This is a genomic window from Porphyromonas sp. C0026D3, from assembly GCF_056590775.1.
Genome location: NZ_JBWPWU010000006.1, coordinates 54347 through 75695 on the forward strand (window position 1 = coordinate 54347; position 21349 = coordinate 75695).

At 52.2% G+C, this 21349-nt stretch carries 15 protein-coding genes and 1 pseudogene; 13 read left to right on the forward strand and 3 right to left on the reverse strand.

The genetic code is table 11. The features are described from left to right. The first annotated feature begins 67 nt into the window (after positions 1-67). Positions 68-1669 carry a restriction endonuclease subunit S gene (locus AC1EK1_RS06085; RefSeq protein ID WP_480306202.1) on the forward strand — a complete coding sequence of 534 codons (1602 nt, stop codon included), beginning with the start codon at positions 68-70 and terminating at the stop codon, positions 1667-1669. Here the strand turns inward: AC1EK1_RS06085 and AC1EK1_RS06090 are convergent. Beyond that, positions 1649-2404, reverse strand: a complete 756-nt coding sequence (locus tag AC1EK1_RS06090; RefSeq protein WP_480306201.1) for a restriction endonuclease subunit S — start codon at positions 2402-2404, stop codon at positions 1649-1651. The genes AC1EK1_RS06085 and AC1EK1_RS06090 overlap by 21 nt on opposite strands. Positions 2405-2513: 109 nt before the next feature. Between AC1EK1_RS06090 and AC1EK1_RS06095 the strand changes: the two genes are divergently transcribed. Beyond that, positions 2514-3320 carry a tyrosine-type recombinase/integrase gene (locus AC1EK1_RS06095; protein WP_480306199.1) on the forward strand — a complete coding sequence of 269 codons (807 nt, stop codon included), beginning with the start codon at positions 2514-2516 and terminating at the stop codon, positions 3318-3320. Here AC1EK1_RS06095 and AC1EK1_RS06100 read toward each other — a convergent pair. Further along, a pseudogene (locus AC1EK1_RS06100) lies at positions 3310-3735 on the reverse strand (plasmid mobilization protein). The gene AC1EK1_RS06095 and the pseudogene AC1EK1_RS06100 sit on opposite strands and share 11 nt — an antisense overlap. 446 nt (positions 3736-4181) lie before the next feature. Between AC1EK1_RS06100 and AC1EK1_RS06105 the strand changes: the two are divergent. From AC1EK1_RS06105 to AC1EK1_RS06155, 11 genes are all read left to right on the forward strand, one after another. Further along, a complete protein-coding gene (locus AC1EK1_RS06105; RefSeq protein ID WP_480306198.1) occupies positions 4182-4655 on the forward strand; it encodes an LSm family protein in 474 nt (157 codons plus the stop codon). A gap of 55 nt (positions 4656-4710) precedes the next feature. Next, positions 4711-6102, forward strand: a complete 1392-nt coding sequence (gene nusA / locus AC1EK1_RS06110) for a transcription termination factor NusA (protein WP_480306197.1) — start codon at positions 4711-4713, stop codon at positions 6100-6102. Between the two features lie 57 nt (positions 6103-6159). Continuing rightward, a complete protein-coding gene (infB, locus tag AC1EK1_RS06115; protein ID WP_480306195.1) occupies positions 6160-9054 on the forward strand; it encodes a translation initiation factor IF-2 in 2895 nt (964 codons plus the stop codon). 122 nt (positions 9055-9176) lie between these two features. After that, positions 9177-9662 (forward strand): CvpA family protein, encoded by a 486-nt coding sequence (locus tag AC1EK1_RS06120; protein ID WP_480306194.1) that lies wholly within the window; start codon positions 9177-9179, stop codon positions 9660-9662. Between the two features lie 28 nt (positions 9663-9690). Further along, positions 9691-11139 carry a Fe-S cluster assembly protein SufB gene (gene sufB / locus AC1EK1_RS06125; protein ID WP_480306193.1) on the forward strand — a complete coding sequence of 483 codons (1449 nt, stop codon included), beginning with the start codon at positions 9691-9693 and terminating at the stop codon, positions 11137-11139. A gap of 55 nt (positions 11140-11194) precedes the next feature. Then, positions 11195-11947, forward strand: a complete 753-nt coding sequence (gene sufC, locus AC1EK1_RS06130) for a Fe-S cluster assembly ATPase SufC (RefSeq protein WP_480306192.1) — start codon at positions 11195-11197, stop codon at positions 11945-11947. Further along, entirely contained in the window at positions 11944-13260 is a 1317-nt protein-coding gene (gene sufD / locus AC1EK1_RS06135) for a Fe-S cluster assembly protein SufD (RefSeq protein ID WP_480306190.1), read from the forward strand. The genes sufC and sufD overlap by 4 nt, the downstream gene beginning before the upstream one ends. Before the next feature lie 456 nt (positions 13261-13716). Further along, positions 13717-14322 (forward strand): TetR/AcrR family transcriptional regulator, encoded by a 606-nt coding sequence (locus tag AC1EK1_RS06140; protein WP_480306188.1) that lies wholly within the window; start codon positions 13717-13719, stop codon positions 14320-14322. A gap of 4 nt (positions 14323-14326) precedes the next feature. Then, positions 14327-15706: a TolC family protein gene (locus AC1EK1_RS06145; protein ID WP_480306187.1), complete on the forward strand. Its 1380-nt coding sequence runs from the start codon at positions 14327-14329 to the stop codon at positions 15704-15706. 17 nt (positions 15707-15723) lie between these two features. Beyond that, a complete protein-coding gene (locus tag AC1EK1_RS06150; protein ID WP_480306186.1) occupies positions 15724-16776 on the forward strand; it encodes an efflux RND transporter periplasmic adaptor subunit in 1053 nt (350 codons plus the stop codon). A gap of 17 nt (positions 16777-16793) precedes the next feature. Then, positions 16794-19901 (forward strand): efflux RND transporter permease subunit, encoded by a 3108-nt coding sequence (locus tag AC1EK1_RS06155; RefSeq protein WP_480306185.1) that lies wholly within the window; start codon positions 16794-16796, stop codon positions 19899-19901. Between the two features lie 388 nt (positions 19902-20289). Here the strand turns inward: AC1EK1_RS06155 and folP are convergent, their stop codons facing one another. Then, complete coding sequence (folP, locus tag AC1EK1_RS06160; protein WP_480306184.1) at positions 20290-21207, reverse strand: dihydropteroate synthase; 918 nt, start codon at positions 21205-21207, stop codon at positions 20290-20292. Positions 21208-21349: the final 142 nt, after the last annotated feature.

Here is a 21349-nt window from a genome sequence, read left to right on the forward strand (position 1 = left end):
AAAAGTTATATCAATTCTACTTGAAAGAAAAACAAAAAACGAGAATTTCTAAATCAAATAGAATACAATGAATGGCAAGCAACTTAAAAATAGCATACTTCAGTGGGCGATTCAAGGAAAACTTGTGCCGCAAGACAATAATGACGAGCCTGCATCTGTCCTGCTTGAAAAGATAAGGGCAGAAAAGGCTCAACTTGTAAAAGAAGGGAAAATAAAGAAAGATAAAAAAGAATCTATTATTTACCGTGGTGAGGACAATTCCTATTATGAGAAGTTGCTCGCTACGGGTGAGGTGAAGTGCATAGACGAGGAGATACCTTTTGAAGTGCCGTCTTCATGGAGCTGGTGTAGGCTCGGTACTATTTGCAACTATCTTCACAGAGGAAAATCTCCGAGATATGGTAACGATAAGATTCTTCCTATAATGGCTCAGAAATGTAACCAATGGGATAGAATCTACACAGATAGATGTTTGTTCTCAGATAAAGCCTTTATTGAAAAATATAAAGAAGAACAATACCTACAAGTCGGAGATGTTATCGTTAATTCAACTGGTGGCGGTACAGTAGGAAGAACGGGATATATTGAGAAATATGTATTTGAGAAATACACCAAGTTTGTAGCAGACTCTCATGTTACCGTTGTACGAACTAACAAACTTGTCTCTTCAAGGTACATTTATTATTATCTTATTTCTCCATTCATACAGATTGGATTGGAAGAACGATGTTCAGGAAGCACAAATCAGATAGAACTTGGTACCGCAAGTATCTATAACAATATCGTTCCCCTACCACCTTATGCCGAGCAGAAAAGAATAATTAAGAAAATCGCCGAGGTTATCCCCGTTGTTAACAGATTTGGAGAAAAACAAGAATTTCTCGAAAAACTTAATCAAGGACTGAAGCCTTCACTACACAAGTCAATTCTTCAGGAAGCGATTCAAGGGAGGCTTGTTCCACAAGACCCGAATGATGAACCAGCATCTGTTCTTCTTGAAAAGATACGAGAAGAGAAACAACGACTATTCAAAGAAGGGAAACTCAAGAAGAAAGACTTGGTGTCGAGTACCATTTACAAAGGAGATGATAACAAGTATTATGAGCAGGTAGGGAAAAAGTGCTTAGATATAACAGAACAGATACCTTTTGAAACTCCCAAGAATTGGGTATGGACAAGACTTTCTCATATTGCAAACATTTACACTGGCAACAGTATTAGTGAAACTGAAAAGAAATCAAAATTTACAGATGTTATAGGACGTTATTATATTGGAACTAAGGATATTGGTTTTAATAATCGGATTATTTACGATAATGGCATTGCGATTCCAAAACAATATGAACCTGATTTTAGACTTGCTCCCAATAACTCAATATTGATGTGTATTGAAGGTGGAAGTGCTGGAAGAAAAATTGCAATACTGAATCAAGATGTATGTTTTGGGAATAAGTTATGTTGTTTCTCACCATTTGTTGGAATCGGGAAATACATGTACTATTATCTACAGTCACCATTGTTCTTTGAACTATTTAACCTAAATAAAACGGGCATTATAGGTGGTGTAAGCATAGCAAAAGTAAAAGAAATATTAATGCCATTACCTCCGATTAAAGAACAACAACGCATTGTTGCTCAAATAGAAAAACTATTTGAGCAACTGCGATAGTTCATTTATCCGTTTTGCAATACGCTGCTGTTCTTGATAAGGTGGAATACCAATAGGCAGATTGTAGAATAACTCTTTATTGAGGTGCGGAATAGCCGCACCTCTTTTTGAATTTCTCAAAACCTCTTTATAGAACAGAATGAAAGCCAAAATATATGGTTTCCACATAGCCGAAGAGAGCCATAACTGTTTGAATGTACTCCCCATATACCCATCTTGCGGAACAGTGAAAACTTCACCAGAATTTTCACCATCTACAAGGATTATATTATCCCCTGTTCTTACGAACTTACCTTTGGATAGTAAATTTCCTGTAGATTTGCCTCGGAGGTATTTGGCATCTAAGCAAACGAAGTTCCCTTCACGCTTCTCACCATCTATAAGCCTACATATATGGGCAAGTCTGACTACTTCCCAATGGTTAGGAAAATCATAATCTGTTTCTATTTGTTGAGAAGTTCCACCTACCTGCTCATAATACTTGTTATCATCTCCTTTGTAAATGGTACTCGACACCAAGTCTTTCTTCTTGAGTTTCCCTTCTTTGAATAGTTGTTGTTTCTCTTCTCGTATCTTTTCAAGAAGAACAGATGCTGGTTCATCATTCGGGTCTTGTGGCATAAGTCGCCCTTGAATCGCTTCTTGGAGAATTGATTTTTGTAGGTGTTTTGCTAAGTTGGCATCCAGCTCTATTTTTCTTTCAAGTAGGCTAAGTAATTTATTCTGCAATCCCATCACGCAACACTGCTTTGCGGGAGGTCAACTTCTCATAATAGGAATTCTATGAATTTGTCAGTGCTATATATTATTAGTGATAGCAATTTTTTACTAATAATATATTGAAATGAACACTGAAAATTTTGAAATGTATTTGCGCCGAGGTAATATGTCGGAGAATACGATTGCAGCTTATCTTTATGCTGTAAAAGAGTATTATTCTCGAAACAAAGAGTTGAACAAGCGTAATTTGCTCGTTTATAAAACCTATCTTATTGAGAAATTCAAGCCTAAAACAGTAAATCTCCGTATTCAGGCAATAAATAAGTATCTTGATTATATGGGCAAATCTCGCTTGAGGCTTAAATCCGTCAAAGTGCAGCAGCGTAGTTATTTGGAAAACGTAATCAGTAATGCAGACTACATTTTTCTGAAAAATAAGCTAAGAAAGGAGGAGAACCAAGTGTGGTATTTTGTTGTTCGTTTCCTTGCTGCCACGGGAGCAAGGGTCAGCGAACTAATACAAATAAAGGTAGAGCATGTGCAAATAGGCTATTTTGACATTTACACCAAAGGTGGTAAAATACGCCGTATCTATATTCCAAAGTCTTTAAGCATAGAAGCCAACGAATGGCTTGGTAAAGTCAATCGCATGACAGGTTATCTTTTTCTCAACCGCTTTGGCGAACGTATTACAACAAGAGGAATCGCACAACAGTTAAAGAATTATGCTGTGAAATATGGATTGAATGAAAAAGTAGTTTACCCTCATTCGTTCCGTCATCGTTTTGCCAAGAATTTCCTTGAAAAGTTCAACGATATTTCTTTGCTTGCAGACCTTATGGGACACGAAAGCATTGAAACCACTCGTATTTATTTGCGCCGTACAGCCAGCGAGCAGCAGGCAATAGTGGACAAAGTAATTACTTGGTAGCCTCTTTTGCTTGAATTCTAATCGTTAGAATAATTGCTTGATGTTGTAGTCTGATGAGAACTTGGAAATAGGGTTCGAGCTTGTCGAGCATTCGTTGAGCAGTGGCAACAGAATGATAAGTATTGAGGGCTTTCACGGCTTCATTGTAAAGTACGTCTATCTTATTCGTCAAGGCAACGATTTTCGTGAGTCTCTCTAAGTAAGGGGATGCCGAGGGTTTTTCTACGATAACCTTAAAAGTTTCTCCCAAGAGTCTGGCTCGGACAAAATCAGTTTTTGATGCAGCACCAGACCTGCGGTAAAGGTCTAAAACTTTCTGTTAGTCTTCGGATTTAGGTATTCTGATATGCCATCTGTCCCTACGGGGGCAGGTGGCACGCTTGCCGTCTGGCATCTTCTGTTTCTGCTTTTTCATTGTTTTCTAATTATTGCTGTCCGTCTAAGTGATTGCTTCTATCCGTGAAAAGTGTTGCTTCTATCCGTGAAAAAGATCGCTTCTATTCGTGAAACTCAAGGGTTCTTGTAAGTGCCTGATTTTCAACGCTCCTAAGGGAGGCGTTTTTTGCCCGATTTGCAGTACTGTTTTGCGACCCCTGCCAGGGGTCGCAAAGCAGATCGACCGGTTGGCGACCCTTCTGGGTCGGGGGCTCGGTTTGGGCTCCGAGGACAATGGGCTTGGGGGGGGCTAAAGGGGTATCAGAGAAGTGATTTTCAACGGTCTCATATATTTTGTGTACCTTTGCGGTAGCCTACCTGATGAGGGGACTCCAAAGTTCTCTCTTTTTTGTACCCTATGGCGAGCAAAAAGGGGCTTTTGGTGAGGCGTAAAGTCCTCCGTAACAAGTTGGTAAGACGATCTCAATGGCACTACAATTGGACGACCTTCGGACATTGGTCGAGCACTATTTTCGGGACAAGGAGGGGTACTACATTTGTCAGCTGGTCGAAAAGCCCGGTGGCAGTGTGGAGCTGGATATTGATCACGATACCGAAGCGGTGTCGATGGACCTTGTGGTGGACCTGACCCGCTACCTGCGTGAGGCTCTCGGTGAGGCTCTGGATGATACGGACCTGACGGTGTCCAGTGCCGGCCTGACAAGCCCTCTGGTGGATCCTAGGCGCTTTCGCAAGTTTTTGGGCAAGCCCCTCTCGGTGTTGCTCAAGATGGGGGTGAAGGAAAACGGCCTCCTCAAGTCCGCCACGGATACGGGTATCGTGCTGGAGGTGGTGCGGATGATCAAGCCGGAGGGTAAGCGTCGCAAGGTGCCGACAGCGGTGGAGCTGTCTATTGCTTATGACGAGATCAAGCAAGCCGTGTATGACCTGAAGGTCTGAGCGGTCGTGAGAGAAAGAAACAAAGACAATTTTATAACTACAGCGAGAAAAGCTCATGAATAACAAACAGCGTAGCGCCCTCATGGATGCCCTGAAGGAGTACATGGGGCAAAAAAACATCGACGAGGATACGCTCTCAAAGGTACTGGAGGAATCCTTGCGTAGCTCTATTGCCAAGATATATGGCACGGATAGCAACTTTGACGTGATCGTGAACCCTGACCACGGCGATGTGGAGATCTGGCGCAACCGTACGATCGTGGCGGACGGTGCGGTGGAAAACCCGATGCAGGAGGTGAGCCTGAGCGAGGCCCATGCCAATGGTGGTGAGGATCTGGAGGAGGGCGAGGAGTTTATCGACAAGGTGGAGTTTGAGTCCTTTGGTCGCCGTGCGATCCAGAACCTCCGTCAGTCTATGGCATCGAAGGTGCTGGAGCTGGAGAAGGACACCCTCTATGCTGAGTACTCACAGCGTGTGGGCGAGATGATCCGTGCTGAGGTGTACCAGGTGTGGAAGCGTGAGCTGCTGCTGATGGACAGTGAGGGCAACGAGCTGATCCTGCCCCGCGCCCTGATGATCCCGCGCGATCGCTACAAAAAGGGCGACACCGCCACGGCCATCATTGAGCGTGTGGACTATAATAATAATAACCCCAAGATCATCCTTAGCCGAGTGAGCAACGAGCTGATGAAGCAACTTTTTGTGCGCGAAGTGCCGGAGCTGCAGGATGGTCTGGTGACCATCAAGGCTATCGCACGTATCCCGGGTGAGCGTGCCAAGGTGGCTGTGGAGAGCTATGACGAGCGTGTGGATCCGATCGGTGCGGTCGTGGGAGTGAGGGGCTCGAGGATCCAGGGGGTGGTGAATGAGCTGCGCAACGAGAGTATCGATGTGCTCCAGTATACCTCCAACCCCGAGCTACTGATCCAGCGTGCCCTCAACCCCGCCAAGGATGTGGTGGTGAAGATCAACCCCGAGTCCATGCGTGCCGATGTCTACCTGCCTCGTGAGGAGATCAAGAAGGCTATCGGTAAGATGGGGCAAAACATCAAGCTGGCAATGATGCTCACCGGCTACCAGATCGATATTTACCGCGATGAGGCACAGAGCATAGCGGAGGAGGATTTGTTCTTGACCGAATTTGACGACGAGATCGAGCAGTGGGTCATCGATGTCCTCATGGGTGTCGGCTGTGACACCGCCAAGGGTGTTTTGCGTCGCTCCAGACAAGATCTTGCTCGCGCCACAGACTTGGAGGAGAAGACCATCGAGCATGTGATGCAGGTACTCATGACTGAGTTTGATGACGATGAGTTGCCCAAGGACCAATTTCCCGACCTCCCCGAGCGTGACCCTAGGTACTACCCGGACGAGGAGTCGGATGGTGAGGCAGAATCAACAGCGGAAAAGGCTGCCGAAGAGGACGAAACCCACGATGGCAAATAAGTGGGAGACGGTGTGTATTTTTGTAAACGGATAAGATAACCCCAATAGAGTAAGCGTATGCCTGCAATAAGATTAAGTAAAATAGCAAAAGAGCTCCAAGTGGGAGTACAGACGGTGGTCGAGTTTCTGGTCAAAAGGAACCCCGACACCTCCTATACGCCCAATAGCAAGCTGACAGTGGACGAACTGAAGGCTCTGGTGAAGGATCACGGAAATGCGCTTACGACAGAGGAGAGAAAGACACTCGTAGATAAGTATATAGCCCCCAAGAGTCAGCCAAAGGAGGAGCCGGAGACCCCAAAGTCGGTGGCAGAGGAACCCAAAGCCGAGAAGCACTCAGCCCCATCAAAGGCGGAAAAGGAGGAGACGACGGCCGGGCCAAAGGTCCTCGGAAAAATAGAGCTGGACAGCCACGGCAATGTGGTAAAGCCCAAGTCGGAAGCTCCGGTGAAGAAAGCTGAGCCGGAGAAGAAGCCGGAGCCGGAGAAGAAAGCCGAGCCGGAGAAGAAGCCGGAGCCGGTGAAGAAAGCCGAGCCGGAGAAGAAGCCGGAGCCGGTGAAGAAAGCCGAGCCGGAGAAGAAGGCTGAGCCGGAGAAGAAGGCTGAGCCGGAGAAGAAGGCTGAGCCGGAGAAGAAGGCTGAGCCGGAGAAGAAAGCAGAGCCGGAGAAGAAAGCAGAGCCAGAGAAGAAGGCTGAGCCGGAGAAGAAAGCAGAGCCGGAGAAGAAGCCTGAGCCGGAAGTTGATGAAAAGACGGAGGGTGTCTACCGCATCGGTACCACTGAGGCTATCGGTGTGACCGTGGTGGGAAAGGTAGACCTTGATGCCATCGAGCCAACACGCCCCAAGCGAAGCAAGAAGCGGAAGCGTACCATCGTAAAAGGGGGTGGAAAGGTAGATATAGAAAAGCAGGCAAAGGAGCAAAAGACGGAGCCCGGGCGTTCGGACCGCACCAAGAGGGATAGTAATCGCCAGCAACAACAGCAACAGCAACCCAAGGGCCGCAAGGCAAAGCGCCAAAAGAAACTGGAGCAACGCCCCGAGGTGACCCAAGAGGATATCCAAAAGCAGATCAAGGAGACCATGGCCGCCATCCAAGGGCGTACCCGTGGTGGTAGCACATCTGCCAAGTACCGAAAGGATAAGCGCGAAGAGCGACGCAAGGAGGCCCGACTCCAACTCGAGCAAGAGCAGCTGGAGAGCAAGGTGCTGCAGCTCACGGAGTTTGTGACCCCTACGGACTTGTCCCAGTTGATGGATGTGCCGGTGAACGACATCATCTCCTTTGTTTTCAACATGGGTATGATGGTCAGCATCAACCAGCGTCTCGACAAGGACACCATCGAAATGATCGTCGCAGAGTACGGCTTTGAGCCGGAGTTTGTGGACATACAGATGATGAACGTGATAGAGACAGAGGAGGATCGAGAGGAGGATCTGGTACCCCGTGCACCGGTGGTGACTGTGATGGGGCACGTAGACCACGGCAAGACTTCACTCCTGGATGCTATCCGAAATACCGACATGACATCCCGAGAGGCCGGCGGTATCACACAGCACGTGGGCGCCTATCGGGTCAAGCTGGAGGATGGTCGGTCGATCACCTTCCTCGACACCCCAGGACACGAAGCCTTTACGGCGATGCGTGCCCGTGGTGCGCAGGTGACGGACGTGGTGATCATCGTGGTTGCGGCGGACGATGGCGTGATGCCCCAGACCAAGGAGGCCATCAGCCATGCTTCGCTGGCCGGTGTGCCGATCGTCTTTGCGATCAACAAGATAGACCGAGAGGGTGCCAATCCCGATCGTATAAAGGAAGAACTGGCGGCTATGAACTACCTGGTCGAGGACTGGGGTGGCAAGTACCAGAGCCAGGAGATTTCTGCCAAAAAGGGCATCGGAATACACGAATTGCTGGAGAAGGTCCTACTGGAGGCTGAAATGCTCGACCTCAAGGCCAACCCCAATAAGAATGCCGTGGGGTCCGTGCTGGAGAGTACGATGGAGCATGGCCGTGGCTATACGACCAAGGTGCTCATCGAGGACGGTACCCTCAAGGTCGGTGACCACATAGTAGCCGGTAGCAACTACGGTAGGGTGAAGGCACTCTTTGACGAGCACGGCAACACCGTCACCAGTGTGGGACCATCCGAGCCGGTGAAGATACTTGGGCTAAACGGTGCCACGGCCTCAGGAGAGACGCTCAACGTCCTCGACACAGAGGCAGAGGTACGCGAAATCGCCACCAAGAGGGAGCAGCTCCACCGCGAACAACGCGAGCGGACACAGCGAATCCCATCGCTCATGGATATCGGACGCCGCATAGCAGAGGGCAAGGTGCAGGAGCTCAATGTCATCGTCAAGGGAGATATGGATGGATCGGTGGAGGCTCTCTCCGACTCGATCGAGAAGCTCTCTACCGATGAAGTACGCGTGAATGTGATCTACAAGGCAGTTGGACAGATCACAGAGAGTGATGTGAGCCTGGCTGCCGCCTCCAATGCCGTGATCATAGGGTTCCAGGTGCGTCCGGCACAAGGTGCCAGACGTGTGGCCGAAGAGGAGGGAGTGGAGATCCGCACCTACTCGATCATCTACGACGCTCTCGATGATGTCAAGACAGCCATGGAGGGCATGCTCTCTCCGGAGATGCGCGAGACTGTCACGGCCAACCTGGAAGTACGCGATACATTCAAGATCTCCAAAGTCGGGACCATTGCCGGCTGTTTTGTGCTGGATGGCAAGATCTCTCGCAGCGACAAAGTACGGGTCATCCGCGATGGTGTGGTGATACATACCGGCGAACTGGCCTCTCTGCAACGCTACAAGGATGATGCCAAGGAGGTGACCGCCGGACTAGAGTGCGGTGTCAATATCGCCGGCTTGGACGACATCCGGACCGGAGACATCATCGAGGCTTACCGTGAGGTTGCAGTCAAGCGGACTTTGGACTAAAAGTATAGTTGTACCACGACCCCGGTGACTCCGGAGAGTCGTGGTACTTTTTTTGCGCTTTGGTGTGTGGGTCTGCCCGACAATAAACATGCCACTGCTTACCTGCGAAGAATCATCTGTCTATGCACTGGCTTGATATAGTATCGGTCGTCATGCTGGCCGGGGCCGCTCTGCATGGGTGGCGTTGTGGTGCGGTGGATCAGTTTCTCTCCCTCCTTGCGCTGGTGGGTGCTATCAGCCTCTCCGGCTATGTGCTACCCTACGTGGTGGGATGTATGGGAGTGGGGGTTGGTTTTTGGCCACAGCTCTTGGCCTTTTTGGTCACTTGGGTTGGGCTGGGAATGCTCCGAAAGCTCCTCGTTCCCATCCTGTCGGTGTCACTGGGCTTGCTGGACAAGGTGGGGGGCTTGTTGCTCTCCCTCTGTGTGACCCTCCTCCTCCTGAGCGTCCTCCTACAGGGGTGGTGCCTGCTATCGTCCATGTACGGGTTGCCGGAGTTGCCATCCGGCTTTTTGCTGAGGGACCTGCTCCTGGACTTTGGACAAACATTTTGCCCCGATCAGTTGTTTCTTCACCGAGGGGAAACGGCACCGGGTCCCATACCGTGATCGCGCTGTCGCCCAAAACGACTAAGATATGACAGAACAACAATCATTTGACGAAATACTAGACGACATCACCGGTCGGGAGTACAAGTACGGCTTCACGACCGACATCCATACCGAGTATATCCCCAAAGGACTCAGCGAAGAGACGATTCGCCTGATCTCTGCCAAAAAAGAGGAGCCGGACTGGATGCTAGAGTACCGACTGGATGCCTTTAGGGTGTGGCAAAAGATGGAGATGCCTCGGTGGGCACACCTGCAGATCCCGCCCATTGACTACCAGGATATCATCTACTTTGCCCGCCCTGTGCAGAAAAAAAATGCCGACGAGCCAATGGATCCCGAGCTGGAGCGGACGTTTGAAAAGCTGGGAATACCGGTCAACGAACGCAAGTTGCTGGCGGGCTACGCTGTGGATGCCGTCATGGACTCCGTCTCCGTGCGTACCACATTCCAGGACAAGCTGGCAGAAAAAGGGATCATCTTTTGCCCCATCAGCGAGGCCATACGCAGCTATCCGGACCTCGTCCGCAAGTACATGGGTACGGTGGTGCCGGCGCGAGACAACTTCTTCGCTGCCCTCAATTCCGCAGTCTTCTCCGATGGCTCCTTTGTCTACATCCCCAAGGGGGTACGCTGTCCCATGGAGCTCAGCACCTACTTCCGGATCAATGCCCTAAACACCGGGCAATTTGAGCGGACGCTGATTGTGGCCGAGGAGGGTGCTTATGTCTCCTATCTAGAGGGATGTACCGCCCCCATGCGAGACGAAAACCAACTCCATGCCGCCATTGTCGAGATCATAGCAGAGACGGACGCTGAGGTCAAGTACTCTACAGTCCAAAACTGGTTCCCCGGCGACAAGGAGGGCAAGGGCGGGATCTACAACTTTGTGACCAAGCGCGGGCTCTGCCGAGGCGATCGCTCCAAGATCTTTTGGACACAGGTCGAGACCGGCTCCGCCATTACGTGGAAGTACCCCAGCTGCATCCTCAAGGGCGACGACAGTGTCGGGGAGTTTTACTCCGTGGCTGTCACCAACAACTATCAGCAAGCCGATACCGGCACCAAGATGATCCATATAGGCAAAAACACCCGCAGCCGTATCGTCTCCAAGGGGATATCGGCCGGGCAGAGCCAAAATAGCTACCGTGGGCTCGTCTATATCGGCCCCAATGCCACCGGAGCGCGCAACCACTCGCAGTGCGACTCCCTGCTCGTCGGAGACCGTTGTGGGGCACATACATTTCCCTACACCGATGTGCAAAACGACAGCGGAATCATCGAGCACGAGGCCACTACCTCCAAGATCAGCGAGGATCAGCTCTTTTATTGCACCCAGAGAGGAATCCCCGAGGAGGAGGCCATCGGACTCATCGTCAACGGCTACTCACGAGAGGTGCTGGATCACCTACCCATGGAGTTTGCCGTAGAGGCTCAGAAGCTCCTCTCTATTTCACTTGAGGGTACTGTGGGCTGACCCTCGACGGTCGCCTCACAGCCTCCACACCACCACATAAATACCGCCAAACAAAATGTTAGAGATAAAAAAACTACATGCCAATATCGATGGCAAGGAGATCCTAAAAGGAATCAACCTGACCATCCCCTCCGGAGAGGTACACGCCATCATGGGACCCAATGGCTCCGGCAAGAGCACCCTCTCCAATGTCATCACCGGACACCCCGCATACGAGGTCACCCAAGGGTCTATCATCTACAACGGCAGAGACCTATTGGCGATGGAGCCGGATGAGCGCGCACACGCCGGAGTATTCATGAGCTTTCAGTACCCGGTCGAGATCCCAGGGGTCACGATGGTCAACTTTCTCCGCACCGCACTCAATGCCCGACGCACTGCCGATGGACTCCAGCCTCTCAGTGCATCCGAGTTTCTCAAGCTCGTTCGGGAAAAGCAAAAGATCGTCGAGATGTCCGGCAAATTCTCCTCACGACATGTCAATGTCGGCTTTTCCGGAGGAGAGAAAAAGCGAAACGAGATATTTCAGATGCTACTGCTGCGCCCCACACTCGCTGTACTCGACGAGACCGACTCCGGGCTGGATGTCGATGCCCTGCGCATAGTGGCACATGGGATCAACAGCATGCGGGGGTCGGACTTTTCCGCCATCATCATCACCCACTACCAGCGGTTGCTCGACCTAGCCAAGCCCGACTATGTGCATGTCCTGCTGAATGGTAGGATTGTCAAAAACGGTGGCCCCGAGCTGGCACTTGAGCTGGACCAAAAGGGCTACGACTGGATCAAAGAGGAGGCGGAGTCATGAGCAGAGAGATCACTCGCACTTTCTTGGACGAGGCTCCCACTGCCCCGCACCCCTCCCCCACACTGCAGGCGCTGAGGCTGGCGGCACGGGGTATTCTACAGGAGCATCCGTTGCCCTCTTTTGGCGATGAGGAGTACCGCAGGTTCAATATCACAAAGGTACTCACCGAGGCAGCCAAGCACCTCGCCACCCCGGCACAGCTATCCGACCGGCAGGATATCCGCAACTGCATCCTCAGTCGTATCTCCGACCTCCCCAAGGTCACCCTCCTCGAGGATTGCATCTCCGGATCGACTCGGGACGAGGATGGTTATTTCCTCGGAGAGTTGAGCCACTTTGAGCGACTCTACCCAGGGCTGGCAGAGCGATATATGGGCACCATGGACTCCCTCCGGACCGACCCACTGGCAGCTCTCAACACCCTGTACGCCAATGAAGTGCTCGTCCTCTACCTCCCCAGAGACCGACGCCTCGACACTCCCATACACCTACTCAGGCGAGCCGCACTTGTAGAGGGGCAGATACGCTTCTTTTGTCCACGCATACTCGTGATAGCCGACCAAGGTAGCTCGGCAAAAATCCTACTCTGCGATCATGTCGACCATGAGGATACCCCCTCCTACCGCAACTCCCTACTCGAGATCTATGCCGAGAGCGGTAGCCACATTGAGTGCTACGATATCGAGGAGACCACCCCACAGACTACGAGGCTGCACAGCGTACACATACAGCAGGCAGAGAAGAGCTTTGTCCTCACCAATAACCTCACCATCACCAACGGTGTCACCCGCAACAACTACTACTGCCAACTCCTCGGTCCTCAAGCTGAGCTCAACCTCGATGGTCTCGCCATCCTCGACGGTGATCAGCACGCCGACACCTACTCACTCATACGACACCTGGCACCCGACTGCCACTCGGATGAGCTATTTAGGTACACCCTCAACGACCGGGCGCAAGGAGCCTTTAGCGGAATGATCTACGTCGACCGAGCAGCCCAAAAAACCCTTGCCTACCAGACCAATCGCAACCTCCTCCTCTCGTCTCAGGCTCGTATGCACTCCAAGCCCCAGCTCGAGATCTACGCTGATGACGTCCGCTGTACACACGGACTGACGACCGGTGAGCTCGACACCAAGGCACTCTTTTACATGCGCCAGAGGGGAATCCCCTACGTAGAGGCTCGACTGATGCTCATCATTGCATTCATGAGCGATGTCCTCGACAAGATCGACCTCCCCGACCTACGCGAACGCTTGGCCGACGTCATCGATCGACGCTATCGAGGGATGCCGGCCGCCTGTGCGTACTAGAGGAGGGTAGGTCCTCTTCCTCCTACGCACGACTCCCGTACCGGAGGGTCCTTGCAGGTCCCCACACTTTCCTAAAAAACTGTTGTACAAGGGTAAAATCACCCCTGTGCGACAGTTTTTTTTTGTCCCCTCGTAACGTCCTGAAAAGCAACCACCTGTACGACCCTCTTTTTTTCACGGATAGAAGCGATCGGTTTCACGGATAGAAGCAAAAGTTTTCACGGATAGAAGCGATCCTTTAGACGGCACTAAATTTTTGTAGTTGCACAGGGTGTTTTTTCTTGCTCCTTGGTACTAAGTTTTTGGACGCTCCTTTGCCCTGCTCGGAGTGCTGTGATTTTTGCACTTTCCTTATCTCTAAGATTAAAAAAGAGTTAAATGGTATACTAATTACACTGTATGTGTAGACAAAGTGTATATTTGTGGTGTGAAAGAACACGCTAATTGTTTTTTGATATGGAAGTAAACAGACGAAAGGATAAGTACATAGACCGTGCTATTGCGGTGCTGAAGCAGGATGGACTGCGTCTCTCCTTGGATGAGATAGCGGCGAAAATGGGTGTCGCGAAGAAGACGCTGTACAACCATTTTAGTTCAAAAGATGAGTTGATCAAGGAGTCCATACGTGCGATCTCGTTGGATTTTCGAGAGGCATTGTCGGGTTTGGATGACCCGGATCGTCCGAGCATTGAGAGTCTTCGGGAGTCTTTTGCTCGTGTGGGAGAGCTTTTTATGGTCGTTAGTCCGGTGTTTTTTTCGGATCTGATGCGTGGCAATCCCAGCCAGGCTATGCTGGAGCACTTGGTGGGGTCCGACTTTTTTCAGCGCAAGATTTTGTCGAATCTCCGGCAGGGTATTGCGGAGGGTGTTTTTCGGGAGGATCTGGATGTGGAGTTTGTGAGTACCTATATGTCGTACTCTATTTTCGGTTTTTATATCAATGGTATTGTCCATGGCAATGCTCCGGTGACCTCGTCCTACTTTGAGGAGGTGCTGGAGTATCATCTGCGTGCGATTACGACAGCCAAGGGCAGACAAGTAGTAGATAGTAGTCATGAATGAAGAGATGCGTAAGAGGAGCCTGGGGGGCTTGGGGCTCATGGTCTTTCTTTTGGGGGTCGCTTTTTGCTCCGGAGGTGTGGTGCTGGCTCAGGGTGGATATACTCTGAAGGATTGTTTGGGGTACGCACTGGAGCACAACCGCGATATTCGCAAGTCGGCGTATGATCTGGAAAAGTCTCGCTACGCCCGTCGTGAAGTACTGGGAGCTTTGCTACCGCAGGTGAATGGGTCGGCCAACCTGAATGACAACCTGAAGAAAGCGAAGTTTGTGATGCCCAACTTCATGAACAACATGCTGCCACCCAATAGGCAGGATCCCAATGCCTCCAAGTATATCACGGTGGAGATGGGTACAAAGTACACGGCGAATGGGGGTGTGGCTCTGAATCAGCAGTTGCTCAACTTTTCGCTCTTCAATGCTCTGAACATTGCCAAGGAGGCGGAGCGCCTGGCCGCACTTGGCAGAGAGTCAACCGAGGAGGAGGTGATCGCCCAGACAGCGGCTCTTTTTTACGGTGTGCAGAGTACGGAGTATGCAGCGACGCAGATGGGCAAAAGTGTGGCACTGATGGAGAGGATGCTCCGGATGATGGAGGTCAACCATGCCAACGGACTGGTGAAAAAGGTGGATGTGGATCGCCTGAGGGTGAACCTGACCAACCTCCGGACGCAACAGTCGGCTATCGCCAATGTGGTGGCGGTCCAAAAGAACCTCCTAAAGCTACAGATGGGACTGGATATGGATGCCGAGCTAGGCATCGTGCCTATGGATCTCGGAGCTGTGGAGCAGGAGGTGGGTCTGCGCCCATTTTTGCCGGCCAACCATACGGCATACCGTCTGCTCTCGGAGCAGGAGCGGATGGTGGGGCTACAGAGGAGGTCAGCGATCTATGAGTATCTGCCGACGGTGTCTGTGATGCTAAACGTTCAGTACAACGGTGTGTCGGATCAGTTTTTCAGAGGAGAGATGAACTATTGGTACCCGACATCGATGGTCGGGCTAAGCCTGCGGGTGCCCATTTTTAGCGGTCTGAGTCGCCACTCCAAGGTGAAGCAGAGTGGGCTGGAGCTACTCAAGGTGCAGGAGGACCGTAGGACTCTGGAACAGTCACTGAGTATGGCGTATAAAAATGCACGTGCCAAGCTGGGGGATGCACATCGGACGATTGATCTCCAGAGGGAAAACCAAGCATTGGCCGAGGAGGTCTTTGAGATTGCCCAAAACAACTTTGTGCTGGGTGTCGCTTCGCTGTCGGATGTGCTCAATGCAAGCCAATCACTGATCCAAGCCCGAATGTCGTATGCGGATGCTGTGAATGACTACCTAAAGGCCACAATCGACCTACGAAAGGCGAATGGAACAATAAGGGAACTAATAAACTAAAAATAGAGATGAAGGATATGAAGCGAAGAACTTTTTTCTTGTGGGTCGTCGGTGTCGTGGGCGTGATTGCTCTAGTCCTTGTCACCAACAAACGTGCGACACTCTCCAAGACTCGTATGATCGAGGATCTGGATGGCAGTGTGGCGGTTCGCTCAACCGTGGTGAGGGATAGTGTCTACACGGTCGGATTTGAGGCAAATGGTGTGTTGTCGGCCTCTCATGACCTGTCACTTGTGTCCGATGCGGGCGGGCGTGTCCTGGAAGTTTTGGTACGGGAGGGTGACGTCGTCCGGAAAGGGCAAGTCCTGATCCGGCTGGATAGTGAGACGCTTCGTGCCGATGTGGAGTCCGCTCGTGTCGCCTATGAGGCATCGCAGAAGGACTACGAGCGGTACAAAAACGCCAATGCCCAGGGAGGTGTGACCGACCAGCAGCTGGCCGCCATCCACACCCAGATGGTTGCGGCAGAGAGTAGGTATGTGTCGAGCCGACGCCGACTCTCGGATGCAGCGGTCAAGTCGCCAATGTCCGGAAAGGTCTACAAAAAGTATGTGGAGGTCGGGAGCTACCTCAACCCCGGTGCCAAGCTATTTGATATCCTCGACGACTCTGCGCTGAAGGTGATGAGCGCACTCACCGAAAAGCAACGGATACGGACCCATGTGGGCGACTCTGTCCGACTGACGAGTGAGCTCTATCCCGAGACCCGGATTGGCGGGGTGGTGGCTTTCGTAAGCGACAAGGCGGATCGTACGCTCAACTTCCCGGTAGAGGTCAGGATCACCGACAGTACGGTCGAGCTACTGCCGGGTATGTACGTCACGATCGCTTTTGTCGGTGAGAGTCAGCGGGAGGGTCTGCTGGTTCCGCACAGCGCCATTACGGGAGGACGCGATGACGCCTACCTGTACACCATCCAGGGGGGTAAGGCGATCAAGACACCTGTGGTGACCGGTGATATGCTCGGAAGTCGGGTGGAGGTTCTCTCCGGCTTGCAACAGGGCGACAGCATAGTGCTGGAGGGGCTGATCAATATCTCCGACGGCACACCTGTCAAGAGTGTCCAATGACCTAAGCGACCTACATCATGAAAATAACCGAACTATCCATCAAGCGCCCGATATATGTGCTGGTGCTATTCATCGTGCTGAGCGTGCTGGGGTATCTGAGCTACCGGAGCTTGAGTGCCGAGCTGATGCCCAAGTTTACCCCGCCTGTGCTCAATGTCCGAGTCGTCTATCCCGGTGCCTCACCCACCGAGGTCGAAAACACCCTCACCCGACAGCTGGAGGACGCACTCTCCGGCATGGAGGGGATCGATCACCTGCAGTCTTTTTCCTTTGAGGGAATGTCCATGGTGTTGGTCACCTTTGACTTTGGTACAGATCTCGACAAGGCAATGACGGATGCTCAAAACCTCATCAGTGCCAAGCGGGCAGACCTCCCTCGCGATATCCTGTCGCCCACTATCTCCAAGATCTCGGTGGACGAAAAGCCCATCCTGATCCTCTCTGCCGTCTCCCGGATGGCGCCGACCGACTTTTACCAGCTGCTCGACAAGCGTATCGTACCCGAGCTGTCGCGTATCAATGGGGTCGCCAAGGTAGAGCACATCGGTGGTGCCGAGCGGGAGATACAGATCAATCTGGACCAGGCAAAAATGAGTCAATTGGGGCTGACCCCCATGATGATACAGGGTGCCATACGTGCTGCTGACTTGGACTTCCCCACCGGCTATCTGCGCAACGATGAGACGCAGACGGCCATCCGCCTCGCCGGTAAGCTCACTTCCATCGAGGAGCTTAGCCACCTCGTGGTACGTGTCACCCCTACGGGGATCCCCATACGTCTCTGTGATGTGGCAGAGGTGGTCGACACGGTCAAGGAGCCGGTCAAGCTGGGACGGGTCAACGGTGAGGATGCGATCCTCATCAACCTCCTCAAGCAGTCCGATGCCAACGCCATCAAGGTCAGCCAAGAGGTCTACAAAGCCATTGAACGACTGGAGAGCGACTACGACGATATAGGGCTAAAGATCAGTGTCACTCAGGACACCACCACCTTTACCCAACAGTCGATCGACTCGGTGCTCACGGACCTCCTGCTGGCCATCTTGCTGGTCACAGTGGTGATCCTTGTTTTCTTACACAGCTTCCGAAACGCACTGATCGTGATGGTCGTCGTCCCGGTATCGCTCATCGCATCATTCATCGGTATGAAACTCTTGGGCTTCACGCTCAACCTAATGTCTCTCCTAGCTCTCTCGCTCGTCATCGGGGTCATCGTGGATGATGCCATAGTGGTGATCGAAAACGTCTATCGACACATCGAGATGGGCAAAAATAGAGTGCGCGCCACATGGGATGCGATGCGAGAGATCGGTCTCACCGTCGTATCGGTCACGATGGTCTTGGCTGTGGTCTTTTTGCCGGTCATCTTCACCGACACGCTGGTATCCGACATCCTCCGACAATTCTGTGCAGTCATAGTCATTGCCATCCTATTCAGCCTGTTGGCGGCACTAACACTGGTGCCGATGCTGACCTCCAGGTACAGCGATCTCTACGAGCTCACAGGCAAAAACGCCTATGAGCGAGTGCTGCTGGCCTTTGAGGCACGGGTCGAAAAGTTTGCCACCTGGGTGTCCGACCTTTCTCGCTGGGGTCTTGGGCACAAGCGACGTCTCGCTCTCGTGATCCTGCTGATCACCCTGTCGGTCTTTGCCCTCTTCCCTTTGGGGTTCATCAACTTTGAGTTTCAGCCCTATATCGACCGTGGAGAGTTCATCGTCCGTCTCGAGATGCCCAAGGATATCTCCATGAAGGAGTCCAACGCACTGGTCCAAAGAGCCGAGCAGTGGTTTAGGGAGCGACCGGAGGTAGACGAGGTGGTCACCATGGTCGGCCTTACCGGCGACAATACCCAGAGCAACAAGGGGACCCCCTACCTGGCTGAGCTCAATGTCAAGCTAAATAAGCAAAAAGAGGGCACCGAGCAGTACATTACCCGGATCCGAAAACCCCTATCCGACTATCTCGTCAATGCCAAAGTAAGCCTCTTTAGTGTCAGTCTTGCCGGGACAGCCACCAAGGCCAATATTGAGTACATTATTACCGGAAACGACACCGACTCCGTCATGCTCTATGCCGAGCGAGCACTCCACACACTGGGCAGTATCCCCGGAGTATTGCAGCAGAGCTTGTCGGTCGAAAACACCACCCCCGAGGTCACTGTCCGAGTCAACCGCGACAAGATGGCCGAGCTGGGGCTCACTCTCGAGACTGTGGGTATGCAGATGCAAATGCACTTTCAAGGCAATAATCAGCTAAAGTACACCGAGGGAGACAACGACTACGCCATCAATATTCGGGCCGACAAGGACTACCGTCGGCAGGTCGACCATGTCGCCAATATGGTCCTCCTCGCACAGGATGGCAGTGCAGTCCGACTCTCACAGTTTGCCGACGTCACTCTGGGTACAGGCCCCAGTCGACTTGAGCGATACAACCGCAGTCGATCCGTGACCCTACAGGCTCAGACCTATGGGGTCCCGGCCGGAGCCATCTCCAAGCAATTCATGAGCAAAATCCGGCAGGACAACATGCCCCGAGGGGTCCGCATCCAGACCGCCGGAGATATGAAAAAGATGTCCGACTCCATGGGTGTCCTCACCGCTGCCCTCCTCCTATCGCTCATGCTGATCTATCTGGCGATGGTCCTGCTGTACAACAACTGGCGAGACCCCGTCGTCGTGATGATATCCATACCGCTCTCCATCGTCGGTGCGCTTTTGGCACTGGCACTCACCAATACCGCCATAAGTATCTACGCCATGCTGGGGATTGTCATGCTCGTGGGGCTGGTGGCCAAAAATGCAATCCTGCTGGTAGACTTTGCCAACGATGCCCTGCGTGACGGCATGAGCATGGATGACGCACTGATACAAGCCGTACGGATCCGTACACGCCCAATCCTCATGACCGCACTCTCCACCATCATTGGTATGCTCCCCGTCGCACTGTCTCGAGGATCGGGCGCCGAGCTACGCAATGGCATGGCCTGGGTAATCATCGGGGGTATGTTTGTCTCTACATTTCTCACCCTGATCGTCGTCCCGGCAGTCTACAAGGTGATCCACTCCGGCCAAAAGCAGTCGGTCGCTCCGGACGATATAGAGCGTCTGATGTACGAGTGACGCACCAAGAGTCACCCAGTGGTGAGCAAGAGGGGGTGCCCCGGCAGCTTGTCGGGTGCACCCCCTCTCGCTTGACCTTTTTTGCCCAAATCTGCTCGCCCTTTTGCCCCCAATCCGACCTCTTTTCTCGACCGAACGACCTCTCCAAAAAGCTCCCAAAAAGGACTAAAAAAAGCCCCTCTCGGGGGCTTTGATAATCAAGTATTTACACAGAGCCTTGAGTTTCACGGATAGAAGCGATCGTTTTCACGGATAGAAGCAAAACTTTTCACGGATAGAAGCAATCGCCCCGACGGATAGAAAGAAAAAATAGGTCGGGCCGAGGCGACCCTCCTCTCTCTGTTTTCGGACGACAGTCTTTGCCCAAATAGGCCCGTTTTTGGGGGACTCAGGGCATCGTATCCGATCCGATGACGCTCATCGGGCTCTCTGCTTGGGCATGGGTGCGGATTTCGCGGACGATGCGGACGGCTTCGACAGCTTGGCGAACATCGTGTACGCGGATAATGTGTGCGCCCTCCAGTAGCGCATAGGTGTCGAGTACGGTGGTGCCATTGAGCATCTCTTGGGGGGTGCCTCCGAGTAGGCGGTAGAGCATGCTCTTGCGACTGATACCGACCAGTAGAGGGTAGCCTAGTGCGACAAACTTGTACAGGTCGGCCATTAGCTCGTAGTTTTGCTCCAGAGTTTTGCTAAAGCCAAAGCCCGGGTCGAGGATGATGTTTTCGTCTTTTAGACCGAGGTCCCTGACGATCGAGACGCGGTGCAGTATCTCGCGGAGTACCGTGTCCGCCACTCGTCCGTCGTACCGGCAGAGGCTCTGCATGGTCTTGGGGGTGCCACGCATGTGCATGAGTATGTAGGGGACCTGTAGGTGAGCCACGGTCTCGGCCATGCGCTCATCGATGAGTCCGCCCGATACGTCGTTGATGATGTCCGCTCCACCCTCCTCGACACAGAGTCGTGCCACATCGGCCCGAAACGTGTCCACACTGACAATGGCCTCGGAGTGCACTTCGCGGATGGCGGTGAGGACCTCCCGCAGTCGGCGCCACTCCTCCTCCGGGGTCACCTCCTCGGCATCGGGGCGTGTAGAGTAGCCTCCGACATCGATGATCTCCGCTCCCTCGCTGAGGATCTGCTCGATACGGTCGTGGATCTGTAGGGTGCCTTGGATCCGGCTGCCGGGGTAGAAGGAGTCGGGAGTGTGGTTGAGGATACCCATGACGATGGGTTGGTCGGTGAGGTCCAGTAGACGACCTCGCACCTGTAGGGTGGTGTGGCGGAGTGGGGTATTGGTGTCCATGGTTGTTGTCGGTATAGGGTATGGGCTCGGGTAAGTGGTTGGCCGAGTCTCTGCTCCTGCAAAGGTGACAAAAAAGGCCGAACTTTCCGTGTCGGACAAATTCGTTATCTTAGTACTCCAAAGTAGTATTGACAGACAACCT